20 protein-coding genes are annotated in these 19,781 nt (G+C 52.7%); 6 read left to right on the forward strand and 14 right to left on the reverse strand.

Annotation, left to right across the window (positions count from 1 at the left end; translation table 11 throughout):
- Positions 1-142 precede the first annotated feature (142 nt).
- Positions 143-1,195 (forward strand): class I fructose-bisphosphate aldolase, encoded by a 1,053-nt coding sequence (gene fbaB, locus OGY10_RS03035; RefSeq protein ID WP_003834421.1) that lies wholly within the window; start codon positions 143-145, stop codon positions 1,193-1,195.
- Positions 1,196-1,215: 20 nt separating this feature from the next.
- On the opposite strand, the gene yegS is transcribed toward fbaB, so the two are convergent.
- From yegS to OGY10_RS03070, 7 genes are all read right to left on the reverse strand, one after another.
- Positions 1,216-2,115, reverse strand: a complete 900-nt coding sequence (gene yegS / locus OGY10_RS03040; protein ID WP_048215937.1) for a lipid kinase YegS — start codon at positions 2,113-2,115, stop codon at positions 1,216-1,218.
- A gap of 131 nt (positions 2,116-2,246) precedes the next feature.
- Positions 2,247-2,978 (reverse strand): arginine ABC transporter substrate-binding protein ArtJ, encoded by a 732-nt coding sequence (gene artJ, locus OGY10_RS03045; RefSeq protein ID WP_003027308.1) that lies wholly within the window; start codon positions 2,976-2,978, stop codon positions 2,247-2,249.
- A gap of 260 nt (positions 2,979-3,238) precedes the next feature.
- Positions 3,239-3,907: an arginine ABC transporter permease ArtM gene (gene artM, locus OGY10_RS03050; protein WP_003840185.1), complete on the reverse strand. Its 669-nt coding sequence runs from the start codon at positions 3,905-3,907 to the stop codon at positions 3,239-3,241.
- Entirely contained in the window at positions 3,907-4,623 is a 717-nt protein-coding gene (gene artQ, locus OGY10_RS03055; protein WP_003027301.1) for an arginine ABC transporter permease ArtQ, read from the reverse strand. Before artQ ends, artM begins: the two co-directional genes overlap by 1 nt.
- Before the next feature lie 6 nt (positions 4,624-4,629).
- Positions 4,630-5,361, reverse strand: a complete 732-nt coding sequence (gene artI / locus OGY10_RS03060; RefSeq protein ID WP_003027298.1) for an arginine ABC transporter substrate-binding protein ArtI — start codon at positions 5,359-5,361, stop codon at positions 4,630-4,632.
- 16 nt (positions 5,362-5,377) lie between these two features.
- Positions 5,378-6,106, reverse strand: coding sequence for an arginine ABC transporter ATP-binding protein ArtP (gene artP, locus OGY10_RS03065; protein ID WP_003027295.1), 729 nt, complete (start codon positions 6,104-6,106; stop codon positions 5,378-5,380).
- Between the two features lie 225 nt (positions 6,107-6,331).
- The gene (locus tag OGY10_RS03070) at positions 6,332-6,847 is read right to left on the reverse strand and encodes a lipoprotein (protein ID WP_003834409.1); all 516 of its coding nucleotides are present in this window, start codon (positions 6,845-6,847) and stop codon (positions 6,332-6,334) included.
- 520 nt (positions 6,848-7,367) lie between these two features.
- Between OGY10_RS03070 and cspG the strand changes: the two genes are divergently transcribed.
- From cspG to OGY10_RS03090, 4 genes are all read left to right on the forward strand, one after another.
- Positions 7,368-7,580, forward strand: a complete 213-nt coding sequence (cspG, locus tag OGY10_RS03075) for a cold shock protein CspG (RefSeq protein WP_020996661.1) — start codon at positions 7,368-7,370, stop codon at positions 7,578-7,580.
- Positions 7,581-7,590: 10 nt separating this feature from the next.
- The gene (gene ymcF / locus OGY10_RS03080) at positions 7,591-7,779 is read left to right on the forward strand and encodes a cold shock small protein YmcF (RefSeq protein WP_071692589.1); all 189 of its coding nucleotides are present in this window, start codon (positions 7,591-7,593) and stop codon (positions 7,777-7,779) included.
- Between the two features lie 204 nt (positions 7,780-7,983).
- Positions 7,984-8,307: a heavy metal-binding domain-containing protein gene (locus OGY10_RS03085; RefSeq protein ID WP_001160725.1), complete on the forward strand. Its 324-nt coding sequence runs from the start codon at positions 7,984-7,986 to the stop codon at positions 8,305-8,307.
- The gene (locus OGY10_RS03090) at positions 8,304-9,134 is read left to right on the forward strand and encodes an N-acetylmuramoyl-L-alanine amidase (protein WP_008785229.1); all 831 of its coding nucleotides are present in this window, start codon (positions 8,304-8,306) and stop codon (positions 9,132-9,134) included. The genes OGY10_RS03085 and OGY10_RS03090 overlap by 4 nt, the downstream gene beginning before the upstream one ends.
- A 100-nt stretch (positions 9,135-9,234) precedes the next feature.
- Here OGY10_RS03090 and OGY10_RS03095 read toward each other — a convergent pair whose 3' ends face one another.
- From OGY10_RS03095 to poxB, 4 genes are all read right to left on the reverse strand, one after another.
- Positions 9,235-10,248: a 3-beta-hydroxysteroid dehydrogenase gene (locus OGY10_RS03095; RefSeq protein ID WP_079937591.1), complete on the reverse strand. Its 1,014-nt coding sequence runs from the start codon at positions 10,246-10,248 to the stop codon at positions 9,235-9,237.
- Between the two features lie 97 nt (positions 10,249-10,345).
- Positions 10,346-11,776 carry an SDR family oxidoreductase gene (locus OGY10_RS03100; protein ID WP_048216410.1) on the reverse strand — a complete coding sequence of 477 codons (1,431 nt, stop codon included), beginning with the start codon at positions 11,774-11,776 and terminating at the stop codon, positions 10,346-10,348.
- A 10-nt stretch (positions 11,777-11,786) separates the two neighbouring features.
- Positions 11,787-12,788, reverse strand: coding sequence for a low-specificity L-threonine aldolase (gene ltaE / locus OGY10_RS03105; RefSeq protein WP_048234951.1), 1,002 nt, complete (start codon positions 12,786-12,788; stop codon positions 11,787-11,789).
- Between the two features lie 155 nt (positions 12,789-12,943).
- Positions 12,944-14,662 (reverse strand): ubiquinone-dependent pyruvate dehydrogenase, encoded by a 1,719-nt coding sequence (poxB, locus tag OGY10_RS03110; RefSeq protein WP_186413184.1) that lies wholly within the window; start codon positions 14,660-14,662, stop codon positions 12,944-12,946.
- A 153-nt stretch (positions 14,663-14,815) separates the two neighbouring features.
- On the opposite strand from poxB, the gene OGY10_RS03115 reads away from it, so the two are divergent.
- The gene (locus OGY10_RS03115) at positions 14,816-15,250 is read left to right on the forward strand and encodes a DoxX family protein (RefSeq protein WP_003834302.1); all 435 of its coding nucleotides are present in this window, start codon (positions 14,816-14,818) and stop codon (positions 15,248-15,250) included.
- A 74-nt stretch (positions 15,251-15,324) separates the two neighbouring features.
- Here the strand turns inward: OGY10_RS03115 and OGY10_RS03120 are convergent, their stop codons facing one another.
- The 3 genes from OGY10_RS03120 to hcp all read right to left on the reverse strand — a co-directional run bounded on the left by OGY10_RS03120 (position 15,325) and on the right by hcp (position 19,749).
- A complete protein-coding gene (locus OGY10_RS03120; protein WP_048234952.1) occupies positions 15,325-16,938 on the reverse strand; it encodes an FAD-NAD(P)-binding protein in 1,614 nt (537 codons plus the stop codon).
- 179 nt (positions 16,939-17,117) lie between these two features.
- Entirely contained in the window at positions 17,118-18,086 is a 969-nt protein-coding gene (hcr, locus tag OGY10_RS03125) for an NADH oxidoreductase (RefSeq protein ID WP_003027256.1), read from the reverse strand.
- A gap of 10 nt (positions 18,087-18,096) precedes the next feature.
- On the reverse strand, positions 18,097-19,749 hold the full coding sequence (gene hcp, locus OGY10_RS03130; RefSeq protein WP_003834297.1) for a hydroxylamine reductase: 1,653 nt from the start codon (positions 19,747-19,749) through the stop codon (positions 18,097-18,099).
- Positions 19,750-19,781 lie beyond the last annotated feature (32 nt).

Genomic DNA, 19,781 nt, shown 5'->3' on the forward strand with positions numbered 1-19,781 from the left:
ATCGAGCCAGCAGAAGTTGCTGAAAAGTGCGCTAAAGATGGAAAAAAAGCGCAGTCGGTACCAGGCTTAATGCTGCCCGCAAAAAGGCGGGTCAGGACAATCCATATTCCGGTTTTAAACCGGAACTTACGGGAGCATAGCTATGACTGATATTGCGCAGTTGCTTGGCAAAGATGCCGACAGCCTTTTACAGCATCGTTGTATGACCATTCCTTCTGACCAACTTTACCTGCCTGGACATGATTACGTCGATCGCGTGATGGTGGATAACAACCGGCCGCCTGCCGTGCTGCGTAATATGCAGACGCTGTATAACACGGGGCGACTTGCCGGGACAGGGTATCTGTCGATCCTACCGGTGGATCAGGGGGTAGAGCATTCTGCTGGGGCTTCGTTTGCAGCTAACCCGCTGTACTTTGATCCGAAGAATATTGTGGAGTTGGCTATCGAAGCAGGGTGCAACTGCGTGGCATCGACTTACGGTGTGCTGGCTTCTGTCTCCCGCCGCTACGCGCACCGTATCCCGTTCCTCGTTAAAATTAACCACAACGAAACGCTCAGCTATCCGAATACCTTTGACCAGACGCTGTATGCCAGCGTAGAGCAGGCGTTCAATATGGGTGCGGTTGCGGTAGGGGCAACCATCTATTTCGGTTCTGAGGAATCTCGCCGCCAGATTGAAGAGATTTCAGCAGCGTTTGAGCGCGCCCATGAGTTGGGTATGGTTACCGTGCTGTGGGCGTATCTGCGTAACTCCGCGTTTAAAAAAGATGGCGTGGATTACCATGTTTCCGCCGATCTTACCGGGCAGGCTAACCATCTGGCTGCCACTATCGGAGCGGATATCGTTAAGCAGAAAATGGCGGAAAATAACGGCGGGTATAAAGCGGTTAATTTTGGCTATACCGACGATCGCGTCTATACCAAGTTGACCAGCGAGAATCCAATTGACCTGGTGCGTTACCAACTGGCGAACTGTTATATGGGGCGTGCCGGGTTAATTAACTCTGGCGGGGCGGCCGGCGGCGATACCGACCTGAGCGATGCAGTGCGTACGGCGGTTATTAACAAACGTGCGGGTGGTATGGGGCTGATTCTGGGGCGTAAAGCGTTCAAGAAAACCATGGCCGACGGCGTTAAGTTGATTAACGCCGTACAGGACGTTTATCTGGACAGCAAAGTCACTATTGCCTGATCCCTCGGATTGTCGTTGGGTTAGCGCAATAGCGGACAACCCGGCGGCAGTCTGCAACGTAGCGCAGCGGGCAGGATTTCAATATGAAACTCTTGTCCGCTGAGTGGTTCACCATCGAGATTAAAGGTAATTTCGTGTGGGGCGCGGATATCAAACCACGACGATGCGCCGTCAATAATGTTAGGGTTGTCTTCGGATTGCGTTAACGCCGAAAGCAGTCCTGGCAGTAGTTCTTCGCCGGTAAAAATGCGCAGTTGCAGCAGGCCGTCGTTGATCAGCGCCGTCGGGCAAAGTTGTTGCCCACCACCGGCCTGGCGACCGTTACCGATACCAATCACCAGCGCCTTACCCTGCCAGTGAAAATCCTCCCCACGAATGTCACAGATGTCGGGCTTGAGCGTATCCATGCGCATTAATCCGTGAATAAAATACGATACACCGCCCAGTGCGGCCTTGAGTTTTTCCGGCGTTTCGGTGGTGATGCGAGTGCCAAACCCGCCGGTCGCCATGTTGATAAAACAGGTTTTATCGTTGACCTGCACCATATCGATCGCAGTCGCATTTGCAGCGATAGCCAGCTTTAACGCCTTATCAAGGTCATCGGGTATACCAACGCTGGTGGCAAAGTCATTCGCCGTACCCAACGGTAAAATACCCAGCGCTGGAATATTGCCACCCTGCGACTGAATCAGCGCTGTCGAAACTTCGTTGATGGTGCCGTCACCGCCGCCGGCTATCACCGTAGCAACGCCTAGCTGACGAGCTTCATCAACGTAGCGTTGGGCATCGCCTTTTTCCCAGGTCACGCGAACATGGATTTCCACGCCTTCATCGCGAAGCTTCGCAATGGCATCACGCAGGGGGAGATTATCAGCACTTTTTCCATTGAGGATCAGTAAACTGGCAGGGAACGCTATCATCCGTTTGCCTCACTTTTTTTCGTTTTAACAAGTGTATGCCAGGAAAGCGTTTATGGCGTAAGAACTGACTGAAAGCGCAGGCGAAGAGATAAAAAAAGCCGCAGAGCGCGGCTTTTCAGATTGGGCAGACGTTACTGCGGGAACCACTGATCGCTGATTTTCTGGTACGTGCCGTCAGCTTTGATTGCCGCCAGTGCGCTGTTCAGTTTTTCCAGCAGGGCTTTGTTATCCGGGCGAACCGCGATGCCAAGGCCAGTACCGAAGTATTGCGGATCGGTTACTTTGTCAGTGGCTACGCCTAACTGCGGGTTGGTTTTCAGCCATTCGTTAACCACAGCGGTATCGCCAAATACGCCATCAATACGGCCATTTTTCAGGTCGATAATCGCATTCTGATAGCTATCGTAGGCCACGGTTTTCACCTCAGGATGTTTGTCCTGCAGGTATTTCTGATGGGTGGTGCCGTTTTCCATACCGATGCGCTTACCTTTCAGGTCGGCAAAGGTTTTATAGGTGTCTTTTTTCGCAATCACCAGCGCGGAGTTGGCATAGTAAGGCTGAGTAAATGCAACCTGCTTGCTACGCTCAGGTGTGATATCCATTCCGGAAATTACCGCATCATATTTCTTGAATTTCAGCGCGGGGATCAGGCTGTCGAAAGCGTGATTGGTGAAAGTACATTCTGCCTGCATTTGTTTGCACAGCGCCGTTGCCAGGTCGATGTCAAAACCGACAATTTTATTGCTCGCGTCCAGTGATTCAAATGGCGGATACGTGGCTGATACACCGAAACTAATTTTATCAGCAGCTGAGGCGCCAGCGGCGAAAGTAGCAAGTAATGCGGCCAGTACTAACTTTTTCATGGTGGAACTCCCGTCTGTCAATCTTATGATTATTACCGTGTCTGCGGCGTGGAGTAACAATGCCATTTAATGAATTTATATGCAATAAAAATGATTAAATATTTTTATTGATATAAAAAAGACGGACAATTTGGGTTGTTGTCCGTCTTTATTATTTTGCTTTATGCATATTTGCCGGATGGCGGTGCTAGCACCTTATCCGGCCTACAAAAGGTGCATGAACCGTAGGCCTGATAAGCGTAGCGCCGTCAGGCATATGCTTAATTCCGGTGTTCAAACGCCAGCGCTTTACGTTCGATTAAGCGCATCATCAGCGTCAGCAAACCGTTGACGATCAGATAAATCACACCTGCTGCACCGAAGACCATAACGTCATAAGTACGACCGTACAGCAGCTGGCTATAACCCATGACTTCCATCAGCGTGATAGTGTAAGCCAGTGAGGTACTTTTAAATACCAGCACCACTTCGTTGGAATACGAGGAGAGGGCGCGTTTAAAGGCGTACGGCAACAGAATCGCCAGCGTATCCTTTTTGCTCATCCCTAACGCTCCGCAGGACTGCCACTGGCCTTCCGGGATTGCACGGATAGCGCCGTAGAACAGTTGCGTAGTGTAGGCCGCACTGTTTAACGACAGCGCAATTAAGGCGCATAACCAGGGTTCAGAGAGCAGATGCCACAATACCGGATATTCTTGCAATGCCGGAAACTGTCCTGGTCCGTAGTAGATCAGGAAGATTTGCACCAGCAGCGGTGTACCGGTAAACAGCGTGATATAAGCGCGAACCAGCCACACCAGCACCGGCGTTTTCAGCGTCAGGATGACGGTGAAGATCAGCGCCAGCACCAGAGCAACCACGATGGAGGCGACCGTCAGCGTCAGGCTGGTATGCAGCCCTTTCAACAATTCAGGTAAATACTCAAGCATCAGCCTGGTCTCCGCTCAAAACGTGTCGCGCGCAGGTCAATGCGTTTGAGAATGTACTGACTCACCAGCGTAATCACCAGATAAATAGCGGCCGCCACAATGTACCAGGTAAATGGCTCCTGGGTGCGGGTGGCAATACTCTTCGTTTGCAGCATCAGATCGTTCACGCTGATAAGGCTGACCAGCGCGGTATCTTTCAGCAACACCAGCCACTGGTTACCCAGTCCCGGTAAGGCATGACGCCACATCTGCGGCATCACCAGACGAAAGAAGATCGCGGCTTTAGACAAACCCAACGCCTGACCTGATTCCCATTGTCCGAGTGGCACGGCCTTCAGCGCGCCACGCAGCGTTTGTGATGCGTAAGCGGCGTACAGTAATGACAGTGCAATGACACCGCACAGGAACGGGCTGACGTCGAAGTTTTCGATCTGCATCTGAACCGGGATTTGTACAAACCCGAGATTGATCGTAAAGCCATCGGCCAGCGTCAGCAGCAGCTGTGAGGAGCCGAAATAGATAAACAGAACCACCAGAATTTCTGGCAGACCGCGCAGGATGGTGACCAGGGCCGAGCCCGCCCATGCCACCGGGCGCCATTTTACTGACTCCCAGACGGCAAAAAACATGGCGAGTGCAAGGCCAATGATCAGCGCACAAACGGCAAGGCCGACGGTCATCCCGGCGGCGCTTGCTAAAGGAAAAAATTCATTCATCAAATATTACTTCTGGAACCATTTGTTGTAGATGGTTTCGTAAGTCCCATCTTTCTTCACTTTTTCCAGCGCAGCGTTAAACTTCTGCTGCAGCTCGGTATTGCCCTGGCGTACCGCGATGCCCAGACCTGTACCGAAGTAATCTTTATCCGTCACTTTGTCACCAACCGCGGCAAGCTTAGGATTGTCTTTCAGCCACTCGGTTACTACTGCGGTATCACCAAAGACGCCGTCAATACGACCGTTTTGCAGATCGAGTTTGGCATTCTGGTAGCTGTCATACGGCACAGTGGTCACTTCCGGATGTTTATCCATGATGAATTTCTGGTGCGTAGTACCGTTTTGAACGCCGACTTTTTTACCTTTCAGCTGGTCAATGCTGGTGTATTTACCCTGCTGGCCCACAAACAGCGCAGAGTTGTCGTAGTAAGGGGTGGTGAACAGCACCTGTTTTTCACGCTCTGGGGTGATGTCCATACCGGCCATTACCGCGTCAAAACGACGGAATTTAAGGCTTGGGATCAGGCTGTCGAAGGCCTGATTGGTGAAGGTACAAGTAGCGTCAATCTCTTTACACAGCGCGTTTGCCAGATCAACGTCAAAACCTACGATCTTGTTATTCGCATCGATAGATTCAAACGGAGGATAAGACGCTTCGGTGGCGAAACGAATGGTTTGGGCTGCGGTAGCGGAAAGACTAAAACCTGCGATTAGCGCGGCAATCAGAACTTTTTTCATTGTATTGTCCCGAATCTTAGTGAGAAAGATAGTTTTTAAACGCTTCGGTTTGCGGGTTGGCAAAGCAGCTCGCATCCCCAAACTCGACGATATGACCGTTTTCCATATACACCACACGACTGGCCGTTTTACGTGCAACTTCCACTTCGTGGGTGACGATCACCTGAGTAATGTTGGTTTCCGCCAGTTCGCGAATGATGCTGACGATTTGGGCGGTAATTTCCGGGTCAAGCGCGGCGGTCGGTTCATCAAACAGCAGCACCTGCGGCTCCATCATCAACGCGCGGGCAATGGCTACACGCTGTTGCTGTCCACCGGAAAGATGTAATGGGTAACGATCGCTGTAAGGCTTGAGGCGCAGACGTTCCAGCAGTTTCTCGGCGCGCGCCATTGCCTGCTCTTTTGTCAGACCGAGCACACGGCAGGGCGCTTCAATCAGGTTCTGCACAACCGTGAGATGCGGCCAGAGATTATATTGCTGAAAGACCATGCCCACGTTCTGACGCAGATCCCGAATGGCTTTATCTGACGGGGTCTTCGTGAAGTCGAAACGGTTGCCTGCAATAGAGAGCGTACCCGAGCGCGGCATCTCAAGCAGGTTGAGTACGCGCAGCAGCGAGCTTTTCCCGGCTCCACTTGGGCCAAGTAACACCAGTGTTTCACCCTGAGGGCAATCCAGCGTGATATCGAACAGCGCCTGATGTGCGCCGTAGAAGCAGTTAATGCCGTTTAATTGAATACTCATTGACACTCGATACTGGCAGTCTGATAGCTATTGAAGCCGCAGATACTACCTTTGACAGAATAGTTATGCAATATTTATGCGTTAAAAGTTAAATGCAAACCGCATTCTTCTCTAAACATAGCACAAAATAGCGGGGCCACCAGTGGGCAAGAATAAATGTCGGCATTCTATGCAGAATGCCAGACAATTTATGGGGGTTATGATTTAAGCGGGTGAATGGGGCGGTTAGCGGTTTTCGACAGACTGGCGCAGCGTCCCGGCTGGCGCGTGTACGCTGCCGCCCAGATAGCGAACATCATCAACAACCCAGCACTGGCCTTCGCGGATCATCAGTACTTCATCACGCCAGCTTTGGTCACCCTGTTTCAGCTCTACGCGCAGTGGAATGTTGCGTGCATCACTATTCGGAATAGTCGATGCGCTGGCGACACTGGCGCTGTCTGGTAACGTAGCGCGACTGGAGAACGGATCGCTGTTAAACAGGTCGCGGTGTGCATTATCGCGGCTGGCGTCGGTCAGCAGTTTAGCCAGATTGTCGCTCAGGTACGGACGAAGGGCGGTAATGTCATTGTTTCGATGCTGAATACGGTAATCATAGAATTGTTGAGCCACGCTGTCTGGCCCACCTTCTATGCATGAACCACTACGCGTGCCGTTATCTTTATAGACCGGCGTCACGGTCGTACAGGCGCTGAGAAGTAGTGCACATGGAACCAGCAGAGAGAGTTTCGAATAGCGCATAATGATTTCCTTATAAGCTTCCTACTAATTGTGTTCTACGATGAACAATTCGGTCTCACTAAAGATTGTATGATCGATTAACACATTGTTTTTGCTAAAGCAAATTCGCGGACACCCCACCTGAAGCATGTTGGTGGCGCTCGTTGCCAGCTTCAGCTTTAGTATATCAACCTGCAACGGGGCGTTGGCGGCCATTCATGCTTCTTATACTGTATAGACCATCTGAGCATTTGCATGTTCCATTTGCCGCGCTTTACGCCTGGCTAAACAAAACTCATGCCGTGTTGTTGGCTATAAGGGACTCCGGATGGCTAAAATAAGAGTTGCTTAATCTCGGTGCCCGTGCGTTAATGATCCGGTCGGTTTGAATAACAGACGATATACAAAGTAGTTTACTCAAGCAGTTCTCATTTTCAGGTGTAACCCGTTTATCCCCTCTTTGAGTTTCTTCATTAAGCACTACGAAGTTTCTGTCATAAAAACCAAGCTTGCCGAAAGGCTCAAATTAAGGAATAAATATATGTCTACTAAAATGACTGGTTTAGTTAAATGGTTCAATCCTGAAAAAGGTTTTGGCTTCATTACGCCTGCAGATGGCAGCAAAGATGTCTTTGTCCATTTCTCAGCGATTCAAAGTAATGAGTTTAAGACGCTGAATGAAAACCAGAAAGTCGAATTCGGTGTGGAGCAGGGACCTAAAGGTCCATCCGCAATTAATGTTGTGGCGCTTTGAGGTAACTATTATTACTAATCATATTCACTTTCGCTGTCCATGTTGCCATGGTTCCCAATACAGAACATCAACCTTTGATGTTACTGAGGGAAATCCGTTCGGGGCAAAATGTATTTTTTGTAAATCAAAAATGATTACATTTGATAACGTAGCAATGTACATTCAGTCCGGCCAGGCGCCATTAGATTTTAGAAAATAATAACTTCAGGCCCCCAAGCATCTGGGGGCTTTTTTATTTCTGGCGGCATGCCAGTCAAATAAAAATAAAAAACGCACCACCTGAAACCGCTACACATCAACAAGGATAGCAGTTTTATTTGGCGGGCTTTCCTTTGAGTGTCATAGTGTATTGGTTTGATAATGCTTTTGAGATTGTGCTCTTAGCGCAAAAAGGAGATTAACCATGCAGTTTTCGACAACCCCTACGCTGGAAGGACAGAGCATCGTGGAGTACTGCGGTGTTGTTACCGGTGAAGCCATTTTAGGCGCGAATATCTTCCGCGATTTTTTTGCCGGTATTCGCGATATTGTCGGCGGTCGCTCCGGCGCGTATGAAAAAGAGCTGCGTAAAGCGCGTGAAATTGCTTTTCAGGAGCTGGGCGAACAGGCGAAAGCGCTGGGTGCTGATGCGGTGGTCGGTATCGATATCGATTACGAAACCGTAGGCAAAGACGGTAGCATGCTGATGGTGAGTGTCAGCGGTACCGCGGTGAAAACTCGCCGATGAAACGTCTGTTGTGTCTGCTGGCATTTACGCTGTTGCTGGTGGGATGTGCTGGCGAAAAAGGGATTGTCGACAAAGACGGGTATCAGTTAGATACCCGCCGTCAGGCCCAGGCTGCTTATCCACGCATTAAAGTACTGGTTATCCATTACACGGCCGATGATTTTGACTCTTCCCTGGCTACGCTGACCGATAAAAACGTCAGTTCACACTATTTGATCCCCGCAGTGCCGCCGCTTTACCATGGTAAACCGCGTATCTGGCAACTGGTGCCGGAAAAAGATCTGGCCTGGCATGCGGGGATTAGCTTCTGGCGCGGCGCTACGCGTATTAACGATACCTCAATTGGTATTGAGCTGGAAAACCGCGGCTGGCAAAAATCAGCGGGCAGCAAGTATTTTGCGCCGTTTGAGCCCGCGCAGATTCAGGCGTTAATCCCATTGGCGAAAGATATCATCGCCCGCTACGACATAAAACCGCAAAACGTGGTGGCTCATGCAGACATTGCGCCTCAGCGTAAGGACGATCCCGGTCCGCTGTTTCCGTGGCAAGCACTGGCCGCTCAGGGCATTGGCGCATGGCCGGATGCTCAGCGTGTGGCATTTTATCTCGCCGGACGAGCGCCCCATACGCCGGTAGAAACCGCGTCATTGCTCGATCTGCTGTCACGCTATGGCTATGAGGTAAAACCCGAGATGACGCCGCGTGAACAGCAGCGGGTGATTATGGCGTTCCAGATGCACTTCCGCTCGACGTTGTGGAATGGCGTGGCGGACGCGGAAACGCAGGCGATTGCCGAAGCGTTACTGGAGAAATACGGGCAGGGTTAACGCAGACACCAATGCCTGATGGCGCTTCGCTTATCAGGCCTACGGTTAATTTGGCAGGTTTTTGTGGCGCTTGTGCCGCCACCCTGCAATGGCTATCAGCCTAACGCGGCAGCTTACCGTGGTCGCGCAGCCAGGCTGCGGTACGCTCAATCCCTTCATCCAGCGTCACAACGGGCTGATAACCTAACTCTTCCTGGGCGCGGCTGGTATCCAGCGTAAAGTCAAAATTTAGCTTCGAAACGCCGTAATGCGTAAGCTTTGGCTCTTTCGCCGATTTATTGCCTAAGCGCTCCATGCTGCGGGCAATCATGTCCAGCATCGGGTAGGGCACGGAGCGGATACGGCAATCAATATTCAGCTCGTCGATAAGTTTCTGCACAATACTGCGCAGGGGGCGATGTTCACCGTTGGTTATATTGTACGCGCGACCCGACGGCAGTTTATCGCAGGCTTCCTGACTCGCCAGCCACATCGCGTGAACTGCGTTCTCGTAATAGGTCATATCCACCAGCGCACTCCCGCCATGCGGCAACAGGATGCTGCCGTAGTGGTACATCATATGGGCGAGGCGGGGAATAAAGACTTTATCGTGAGGTCCGAACAAGCTTTGTGGGCGCAAGACAGTAAAGCGAGTCTGCGGGTTGGCCTGGGCGAGCAATGCAATCACCTCTTCACCAGCCGCTTTGCTGCGGGCGAATTCGTTGGCGAAGCGATGGGGACGGAAGTCTTCTTTGATATCGCGATGATGGTGATAATCAAAATACAGCGACGGAGAGGAGATATGAATAAAGTTACGTACACCCCAGGCTACGGCCCACTCGCCCAGACGGCGGGTAGCACGAACGTTGGCCAGATCAAAAGCTTCCTGAGTTCCCCATGGAGAGGTGAAACTGGAGCAGTGCCACAGCGTGTCAATGCCGGCAAGCATCACTTTTGCCTGCGAAGAAACCAGCTCGGTCAAATCCGCATGCACAAATTCTGCGCCCATTTTCTCCAGCAGCTTGCCCATCGCTTCGTTGCGACCGGTGGCTCTGACGCTGACGCCTTTGCTGCATAAAAACTCAACCGCGTTTCGGCCCAAGCCGCTGGTGGCTCCGGTAACCAGTACCTTCATATCAATCCACTGTGTTTAAAAAACGTCGTGCGCATTCTTCCGTGAATTACGCCTGTATGCAATGGGAAACATGAAAGAATACAGGCTCTTTTTATCATTAGTCTGTGATTTGTTCTGCAAGTTTGGCTATACGCTTCGCCATCCCCCTGAAAATGAACAGGTGGGCGGGGATCATCAACAGCCAGTAGAAGAGGCCAGGCATACCGTGCGGATGCCACCACGCGCGTACATCAATGCGTCGGTGGTCACCTTTATCTTCCAGTGTGAAGCTCAGGCGACCCAGTCCCGGCGCTTTCATCCCAAACAGCAGCGTCAGCTGTTTCTCCGGCTCAACGATGATGACTTTCCAGCTATCAACGGTGTCGCCAACTTGCAATAGTGGGTGTTCGGGACGACCTTTTGCCAGCTTATGGCCGACCAGCAGGTCCAACGCCGCGCGCGTCTTCCATAGAATATTGCCAAAGAAATAGCCTTCTTTGCCGCCGAGTCGATTCACAACCTGCCACAGCGCTTTTGTGCTGGCAGAGGTTTCAACGCTAAAGCCAGCTTGTTTGGCGAAATAGCCATATTCTGGACGCCAGCGGGCAAACGCCTGTGCGTCGTAACCCCAGTCGCTGGAGTTGACCAGCTTCTCTTCTTCCTTCAACGTGCTGCGCACGGCGTCATCAAAGGCAATCAGTTTTTGTGGGATCAGCGCACGTAATTCGGTGTCATCGGCCAGCAGGTCGTGTTTTAAGCCCTGGATCAGCGCTTTGGCCGTGGTTGGCGGCACTGACGTAATGACGTTCAAAAACCAGACCGAAATCCAGCGGGTAGGGAAGGGGATGGGGATGAGCAGGCGATGTTTACCGCTGACCGCCATAAAATGCTCGAACTGTTCCTGATAGCTCAACACCTGCGGCCCGGCGGCTTCGAGGACGCGGTGATGTGGTGTGGGATTTTCCAACAATGCCACCAGATAGTACATTAAATTCTCCAGCGCGATAGGCGTGGTACGCGAGCGTACCCAGCGTGGAGGGGTGAGAACCGGCAGGTTGTAAACCATATCGCGCATGACTTCAAAGGCAGCGGAACCCGCTCCCACGATAATGCCCGCGCGCAATTCCGTCATTGGCACGCCTGACTCGCGCAGGGTGTCTGCGGTTATCTGTCGAGCACGCAGATGATCGGATTGTTCATGCCGGGGAGCCTGCAATGAGCTCAGGAAAATAAGCTGTTTAACTGGCGTATTACGCAGCGCATCGCGCACGTTCATCGCGACCTGACGTTCGTGGGCGATAAAATCACCGCCTTCGCCCATACCATGAACCAGATAATAAACCGTATCAACACCCGTCAGCAGCGGGGTGAGGTTATCTGGCCAATTCAAATCGACCTTGTGGCAACTGACATTGGCCAGTTGCTGCTTTTCCAGCCGTTCAATGCGACGTGCCGCAGCCAACACCTGGTGCCCTTGCTGACTGAGCGCCTGTACCAAATGCTGACCAATGTAGCCACTGGCGCCAAGAACCAAAATCCGTTGCGGCACGCCCATCTCCTTATTGGGTTAAAAAAGCGCGCCAGTGGGCGACGACTTCAGCAAGTTGTTCACGTGATACGTCCAGGTGCATCACCAGGCGCACAATCGGGGAGGCGTTAATCAGCACACCTTGCGCTTTCATATACTCGCCCAGCGCGGTAGCGTGCTCTTCGCCAACGCGAACAAACAGCATGTTGGTGTCGTGGCGCATGACGTCCGCCCCTGCTTCGCGCAGCTGCTCCGCCATCCAGGCGGCGTTGTCATGATCTTCCTGCAAACGCGCCACGTTATTTTTCAGCGCATACAGCCCGGCCGCTGCCAGAATACCGGCCTGACGCATTCCGCCGCCGGTCATTTTGCGCCAGCGAATAGCGCGTTTGATGTACTCGTGGCTGCCGACCAGCAGTGAACCAACGGGGGTACCGAGGCCTTTGGAGAGGCAAATGGTGAACGAATCACAGTATTGCGTGACATCTTTAAGTTCACAGCCGTAGGCGACGATGGCGTTAAAAATACGTGCGCCGTCGACGTGCAGGGCAAGATTACGCTCACGGGTGAATTCCCAGGCGTCTTTCAGATACTCGCGCGGCAGCACTTTGCCGTTGTGGGTATTTTCCAGGCTGAGCAAGCGGGTGCGGGCAAAATGGATATCGTCCACTTTGATTTTTGCAGCTACTTTGTCCAGAGGCAGGGAGCCATCCGGTGCGGCGTCGATAGGTTGCGGTTGAATGCTACCGAGCACCGCTGCGCCACCTGCTTCGTAGAGATAGTTATGCGCGCCCTGACCGGCAATGTACTCTTCGCCACGCTGACAATGGCTGAGCAGCGCCACCAGGTTAGCCTGAGTACCGGTAGGTAAGAAAATAGCGGCTTCTTTACCAGAAAGCTCTGCGGCGTATTGCTGGAGGGCGTTAACGGTAGGGTCGTCTCCATACACGTCATCCCCGACCGGGGCTGCCATCATCTCTTCCAGCATGGCGCGACTCGGCCGGGTGACGGTATCACTGCGTAAATCAATCATGGTGTCTCCTTATTACACTTCATCCTTCAGGCTGCTTCGGCGTTGGCCGCACCCTTAAACCCCAGTCACATAGTATACCTATGCTCCTGGGGATTTTCGGGCTAGCCGCCTTGATGCATCATGAATGATTTTGTGTGTGATTTAATAAGGATGTTTTACCTGAGCCAGTTCGTTTTCGCCAGTTCGATCACTTCATCACCGCGTCCACTGATGATTGCACGCAGCATATACAGGCTAAAACCTTTGGCCTGTTCGAGTTTGATCTGCGGCGGGATCGCCAGCTCTTCTTTCGCCACGACCACATCGACCAGCACCGGGGCGTCAATTGACATCGCCCTTTGTAGCGCTTCATCAACCTCTGAGGATTTTTCCACGCGAATGCCCGTAATGCCGCAGGCTTCGGCAATCCGCGCGAAGTTGGTGTCGTGCAGCTCCGTGCCGTCGGTCAGATAACCGCCAGCCTTCATCTCCATCGCCACAAATCCCAGTACGCTGTTGTTGAAGACAATAATCTTCACCGGCAGCTTCATTTGGACAACCGACAGAAAGTCTCCCATCAGCATGCTAAAGCCGCCGTCACCGCACATTGCCACAACCTGGCGTCCTGGTTCTGTGGCTTGCGCGCCGAGTGCCTGCGGCATGGCATTCGCCATCGACCCGTGGTTAAACGATCCGAGCAGACGACGTTTGCCGTTCATTTTCAGATAGCGTGCTGCCCACACCGTTGGCGTACCAACGTCGCAGGTAAAGATGGCATCGTCAGCGGCAAAGTGGCTGATCTGCTGCGCCAGATACTGCGGGTGAATGGCTTTATCGCTGGGTTTGGCTAAATCATCCAGCCCTTTACGCGCCTCGCGATAGTGCTCCAGCGCTTTGTCCAGGAATTGCCGCTCGGTTTTCTCTTCCACCAGAGGCAGTAGGGCACGGAGAGTGGATTTAATATCGCCTACCAGCGCCATATCCACTTTACTGTGCGCGCCAATGCTCGCCGGATTGATATCAATCTGAATAATTTTGGCGTCGGTGGGGTAGAACGGGCGATAGGGGAACTGGGTGCCAAGCAGGATCAGCGTGTCGGCATTCATCATGGTATGGAAGCCGGATGAAAAGCCAATCAGCCCGGTCATACCCACATCATAGGGGTTATCGTACTCAACATGCTCTTTACCACGCAGGGCGTGAACAATCGGCGCTTTAATTTTAGCCGCAAACTCAACCAGCTCTTTATGCGCACCGGCGCAGCCGCTGCCGCACATCAGGGCGATATTGCTGGAGTAGCGCAGCAGTTGCGCCAGTTTTCTCAGCTCTTCTTCTTGTGGAGTCACCACCGGGAGCGGCGCCTGATACCAGTGCGTGGTGGCGCTTTCAGGCGCAGGTTTTAGCGCCACGTCACCGGGTAAAACCACCACGGATACGCCACGGTTGAGTACCGCCTTACGCATGGCAATGGCGAGTACCTGCGGGATCTGTTCTGGGCTGGAAACCAGCTCGCAATAGTGGCTACATTCGCGGAACAACTCTTGCGGGTGGGTCTCCTGAAAATAACCGCTGCCTATTTCACTGGAGGGAATATGCGCGGCGATTGCCAGTACCGGGACGTGGTTACGGTGACAATCAAACAGCCCGTTGATCAGGTGCAGGTTGCCTGGCCCGCACGAGCCTGCGCAGACGGCCAGTTCGCCCGTCAACTGCGCTTCAGCGCCCGCAGCGAAGGCTGCAACCTCTTCATGACGGGTTGGCATCCAGTCAATTGTTCCCATACGATTCAGACTGTCACTCAGACCATTTAGCGAGTCACCCGTTACACCCCAAATGCGTTTTACGCCAGCCTGTTCGAGTGTTTTAGCAATAAAAGCGGCAACCGTTTGTTTCATGGTTTTCCTTCTCCTCTAATGTGATACCGGTTACAAGTTTAGATGAAGATAATAGTTATGCTTCTCATTTCCCCCTTATTTCCGGCAGGTTTCATTTAACCTGTATTAAGCGTAGTTTGTTATTGGACATGGTGAAACAAGGAATAAATTCAAATGGTTATAAAACTATTAAATTCAGTTAACCGAGTACTGACTCACGAAGATTTTGGCAAGTTATTGTTACGCTTTGCCGTCGGTGGGCTGATGCTGTTTCATGGGCTGCATAAACTCTTTGCGGGTATTGATGGCATCAGCGGTATGTTGATAGCGAAAGGTTTCCCAGGCTTTATTGCGTATGGCGTTCTGTTGGGAGAGGTCGTGGCACCGTGCCTGATTATTCTTGGCATCCTGACGCGTCCGGCGGCGTTGGGGCTGGCGTTTACGATGGTTGTGGCATGGCTGATGGTCGGGATGGGGGAAACCTGGACACTGGATAAAACCGGTGCATGGGCGATTGAAAGTCTGGTTTATTTCTTTATCGGCGCGCTGGCCGTGGCGTTTTTGGGGGCGGGGCGTTACTCCGTTGCCGGGAATTCTGCCTGGCGATAGTTACCATCTGAGAGTCAATACCGAGGCGAGAAAGCGTAACATTGCTCCGCCTCGTCGTTCAATTTGTCGCTAATCTATATGTCGTCACTGTTCCATAGTTTGTGCCGACGTCTCAGCGCTCGCTGCGTCAATGCCCTTGCCATCGCGGCGCCTATTTCAGCGCTGACCACCAGTCCCTGAATAAACGGACGATCGTGCATTAACCACGGCAGCCCGCCAAAAGCGATGCGATTGCGGGCGTTTTCCGGCGCTTGCAGCGTGTAATCTTCGCCGATATCCGGGATCTCATCGCCACAGGCCAGCAGTTGATCGCGTAGCGTTGGGAACGGGATATCTTTGCTCTGCAATGCCCGTTGTCCTCGGGCGTCAATAAACACATCAAATTCGCTGCGCTGACCGTGGTGGGAAATTACCGTTATTTCCTGTTCATTCATGCGCTCATAATCTGTGCCGAGCGCGAGGATCTCAATCAGCCAGGCTTCGTGCAGCGCCAGCAGTCGGCGAACTGACTCTGACGGGATTGCCGCATAGTTATCAATAAATACCCGCGCCAGTCCGCGCTTGAAACGTTTTTCGTCGCGGGTATCAAGATGAGGGACTATCTCCTCGATAACCTCGTGCAGGCGCAGCAAGGTATAGCGCCAGGCGACGGTATGTTGTTTCTGCTTGTTGCGCTCAACTTCTACCAGGTTACGTCTCGCCCAGTCAAAAGGGTCATGCCTGAGCCTGTCGGCGAAATAGACTTCGGGGAACGTGTCGGCGTTAAGCGTCGCAAGCGCCACCTGTTGGCACCAGCCTGGCGCTGCGTCTTGCAGTTGTTGCGCCATAAGCTGAAAGATGCGGTCCAGTAATCCGTTTTGTCCATGGGCAATGGCATCTTCAATTGCTTCTGGCGTCGCGATATTCAGCGATTCATACGGAAGGGGGCAGTAAAAATCCGCTTCAGGCAGTACCCCGCTGCGCGACATCAGGGTTAGTTTCAGGTTTTGACTGTCGGATTTAGGTGTGAATTGCAGTGAATGGTCGGTATTGGTAGTGAAGGTGCCATGCTGACTGGCCACAGCCATCGCGGCGTCGATAGCACTTAACGAGGTGCCCAGAATCCCTACCCGGCAAGCACCAATCTGCGCGTCCATCAGACCGGTCCACGGACTGGGGAAAAATTTGCGTTCCTGAGCATCCGTTTCAGGCCACAGATGACCAGTGGCGATAGCGGCGAAATCCACCTCAACGGGCTGTGACGCGTGGTTGATCCACAAAGAAACCCCATTCGGGTCTGCTCGCAGGTCGGTGACTTCGCTTGATTCATGTACGCGAATCGTGAAACCGGCTTGTTGCGCTTTCTCGACAATGGCTAAAAAACGATCGCGATAATAGTCGCCGAGGATCACGCGGGGCAAAAATTGCCGCTCATGCAAAGACGCGCGTTCAATCTGAAACTGGGCCAGATAGTCATCACTTTGATTCTGAAGCCACGTCAGATAACTGATATAGATCGGCGGGATCTCAATGCTGGCTATATTTGCCAGCATGTGGTCTGCGTTGTTGTCGCTATTGTAAGGCATGCCGACGCCCGCCTCTTCAGCTTGCTCGTAAAGCTCTATTTCCAGCGGTTCACCGCGCTCAACCAGGGCATGAAACGTATAAATCCCGGTGGGACCGACGCCGACAATGGCCACTTTTTTCATGGGGATCCTTGTAGAAAGTTCGACGTGGTAGTCAGGGATTATGTTTAATCTGCGCAGGGTAAGTGTGGTCGATAATTTGCGGGGAGAGTGAAAACATCAGAATTTTTCAACGCCTGACAGCATAAAAAAAGGCCACCCGGTACAGCCAGGCAGCCTTTTGCACATCAGATACCGACCAATTACGCCAGCACTAAATCACCCTGCGGATGACAGGAACAAGCCAGCACATAACCTTCAGCGATTTCTGCGTCGGTCAGCGTCATGGTGCTGCTGACCGTGTAGTTACCGTCAACCACTTTGGTTTTGCAGCAGCCGCAAACACCTGCACGGCATGCGGCGACAACCGGAACCTTGTTGCTTTCCAGCGCTTCCAGCAGCGTACTGCCCACCGGCGCGTAGAACTCTTTCGCCGGCTGTAGCTTGGTAAACTTCAGGCCACTGGTGGCGGCTTCGGCAACAGGTGTGAAGAACTGCTCTTTAAAGAAGCGCGTCACACCCAGCGCTTTGACTTCTTTCTCGACCAGATCCATATACGGTGCCGGGCCACAGGTCATCACGGTACGCGAGGTCAGATCCGGTACGCTTTTCAGCAGTTCAGTCGTCAGTCGGCCGGAAACAAAACCTTCTGTGGCATTGTTTTCAGCAACTAATGTCACCGGATATTCGCGCCACTCGTCGGCAAAAATGACATCTTGCGGCGAGCGAACGTTAAAGATTACCTGTACATCCGCTTGTGGGCGGTACTTTGCCAACCAGCGACGCATTGACATGATTGGCGTGACACCACAGCCGGCGGCCAGCATCAGGAACTTGTCTTCCGCTTTATCTTCACAGGTGAACTCACCCATTGCATCCGACAGCCAGATATAGTCGCCGCGCTTCACGTCGCGGGTTAGCCACTGTGAACCTGCGCCATCGTCAATCCGGCGGATGGTCAACGTGATGTACTCGCTAACGCCCGGCGTTGAAGAAATGGTGTAAGCACGCAGCGTATCCGCTGAATTACGTACGCTGACCAGTGCATACTGCCCGGCGCGGTAAGGATAATAATCGTGGCATAGCAACGAAATTGTCCATACATCCGGCGTTTCCTGATGGATGTGGTGAACCTGCATCCGCCATGGGCACTGATGAGTTGGCATTGTCATTCTTTACTCCTTACGCGCTCAGCAGTTGCTTCATGTCTTCTTCAACGGTGGTCACGGAACGCAGACCAAATTTCTCGTTGAGAACTGCCAGCAGATCCGGTGTGAAGAAACCAGGTGCAGTCGGGCCAGTGACGATGTTTTTCACGCCCAGAGACAGCAGGGTCAGCAGAATAACAATCGCTTTCTGTTCGAACCAGGAGAGCACCAGAGACAGTGGCAGATCGTTCACGCCACAGCCCAGTTTCTCAGCCAGGGTTACCGCCAGGATGATGGCAGAGTAAGCATCGTTACACTGACCAGCATCCACCAGACGCGGCAGGCCTTCGATATCTCCGAACTCCAGTTTGTTGAAGCGGTATTTACCGCAAGCAAGGGTCAGGATCAGGCAGTCATCCGGCACGCTGGTGGCGAAGTCGGTGAAGTAGTTACGTTCACCACGTGCACCGTCACAACCGCCAACCAGGAAGATGTGACGCAGTTTTTCGCGGCTCACCAGGTCGATCAGGGTATCAGCAGCGCCCAGCAGGGTCTGACGACCGAAACCTACGGTGATCAGGTGCGGGATTTCGCTGTACGGGAAGCCAGCCATCTGCTGTGCCTGAGCGATAACCGGACCGAAGTTGTCGCCTTCGAGGTGGCTCACACCCGGCCAACCGACGATGCTACGGGTCCAGATACGGTCGTCGTACGCGCCAACGGTCGGGTCGATGATGCAGTTAGAGGTCATGACGATCGGACCTGGGAAGCGGGCAAACTCTACCTGCTGGTTCTGCCAGCCGCTGCCGTAGTTGCCGATCAGGTGCTTGAACTTACGCAGTTCCGGGTAGCCGTGCGCCGGCAGCATTTCACCGTGGGTATAAACGTTAACACCGGTACCTTCGGTCTGCTCCAGCAGGTTGTACAGATCTTTCAGGTCGTGACCGGAGATCAGGATGCACTTACCTTCGGTTGCTTTTACGTTGACCTGAGTCGGGGTCGGGTGGCCGTATTTGGTGGTTTCACCGGCGTCCAGAATGCTCATCACTTTGAAGTTCATCTGGCCGATTTCCATTGAACACTCCAGCAGAGCGTTCATATCGGCAGGCCAGGTACCCAGCCATGCCATGATTTTGTGGTACTGAGCGTAGATTTCGTTGTCGTACTGACCGAGAACGTGCGCGTGCTCCATGTAAGCTGCCGCACCTTTCAGGCCGTATAGACACAGCAGACGCAGGCCGAGAATGTTCTCGCCAATGGCTGCTTTGTCTTTGTTCGGGGTAAATTCAGCGGCCTGACGTTGCAGGTCGCCCAGATCGTCGCTGACCAGTTGCAGATCGGCCATCGGGTTGGCGACCGCTGCGTTCGCGTCGATGTTCAGGCATTGCGCTTTCAGGGCATCGCGCATGGCGATAGCTTCACGGGCATAGCCAACAATACGCGGGGAATCGAAGTTAACGTTAGTCAGCGTGGAGAAGAACGCACGCGGCGCAAAGTTATCAACCTCATGGTCGATGATGCCGTATTCACGTGCTTTAACAGCCCATGCAGACAGACCTTGTAGGGAAGCAATCAGCAGATCCTGCAAATCGGAGGTTTCAGCCGTTTTACCGCACATACCCTGCGCGTAAGAGCAGCCGTTTCCTGCCGGAGTACGGATGGTTTGTTCACATTGCACACAAAACATGGTCACACCTTTTAAAGTTATATTTGATATAC

The organism is Citrobacter sp. Cpo148 (genome assembly GCF_030332375.1).
In the GTDB taxonomy this organism is placed as follows: Bacteria; Pseudomonadota; Gammaproteobacteria; order Enterobacterales; family Enterobacteriaceae; genus Citrobacter; species Citrobacter portucalensis.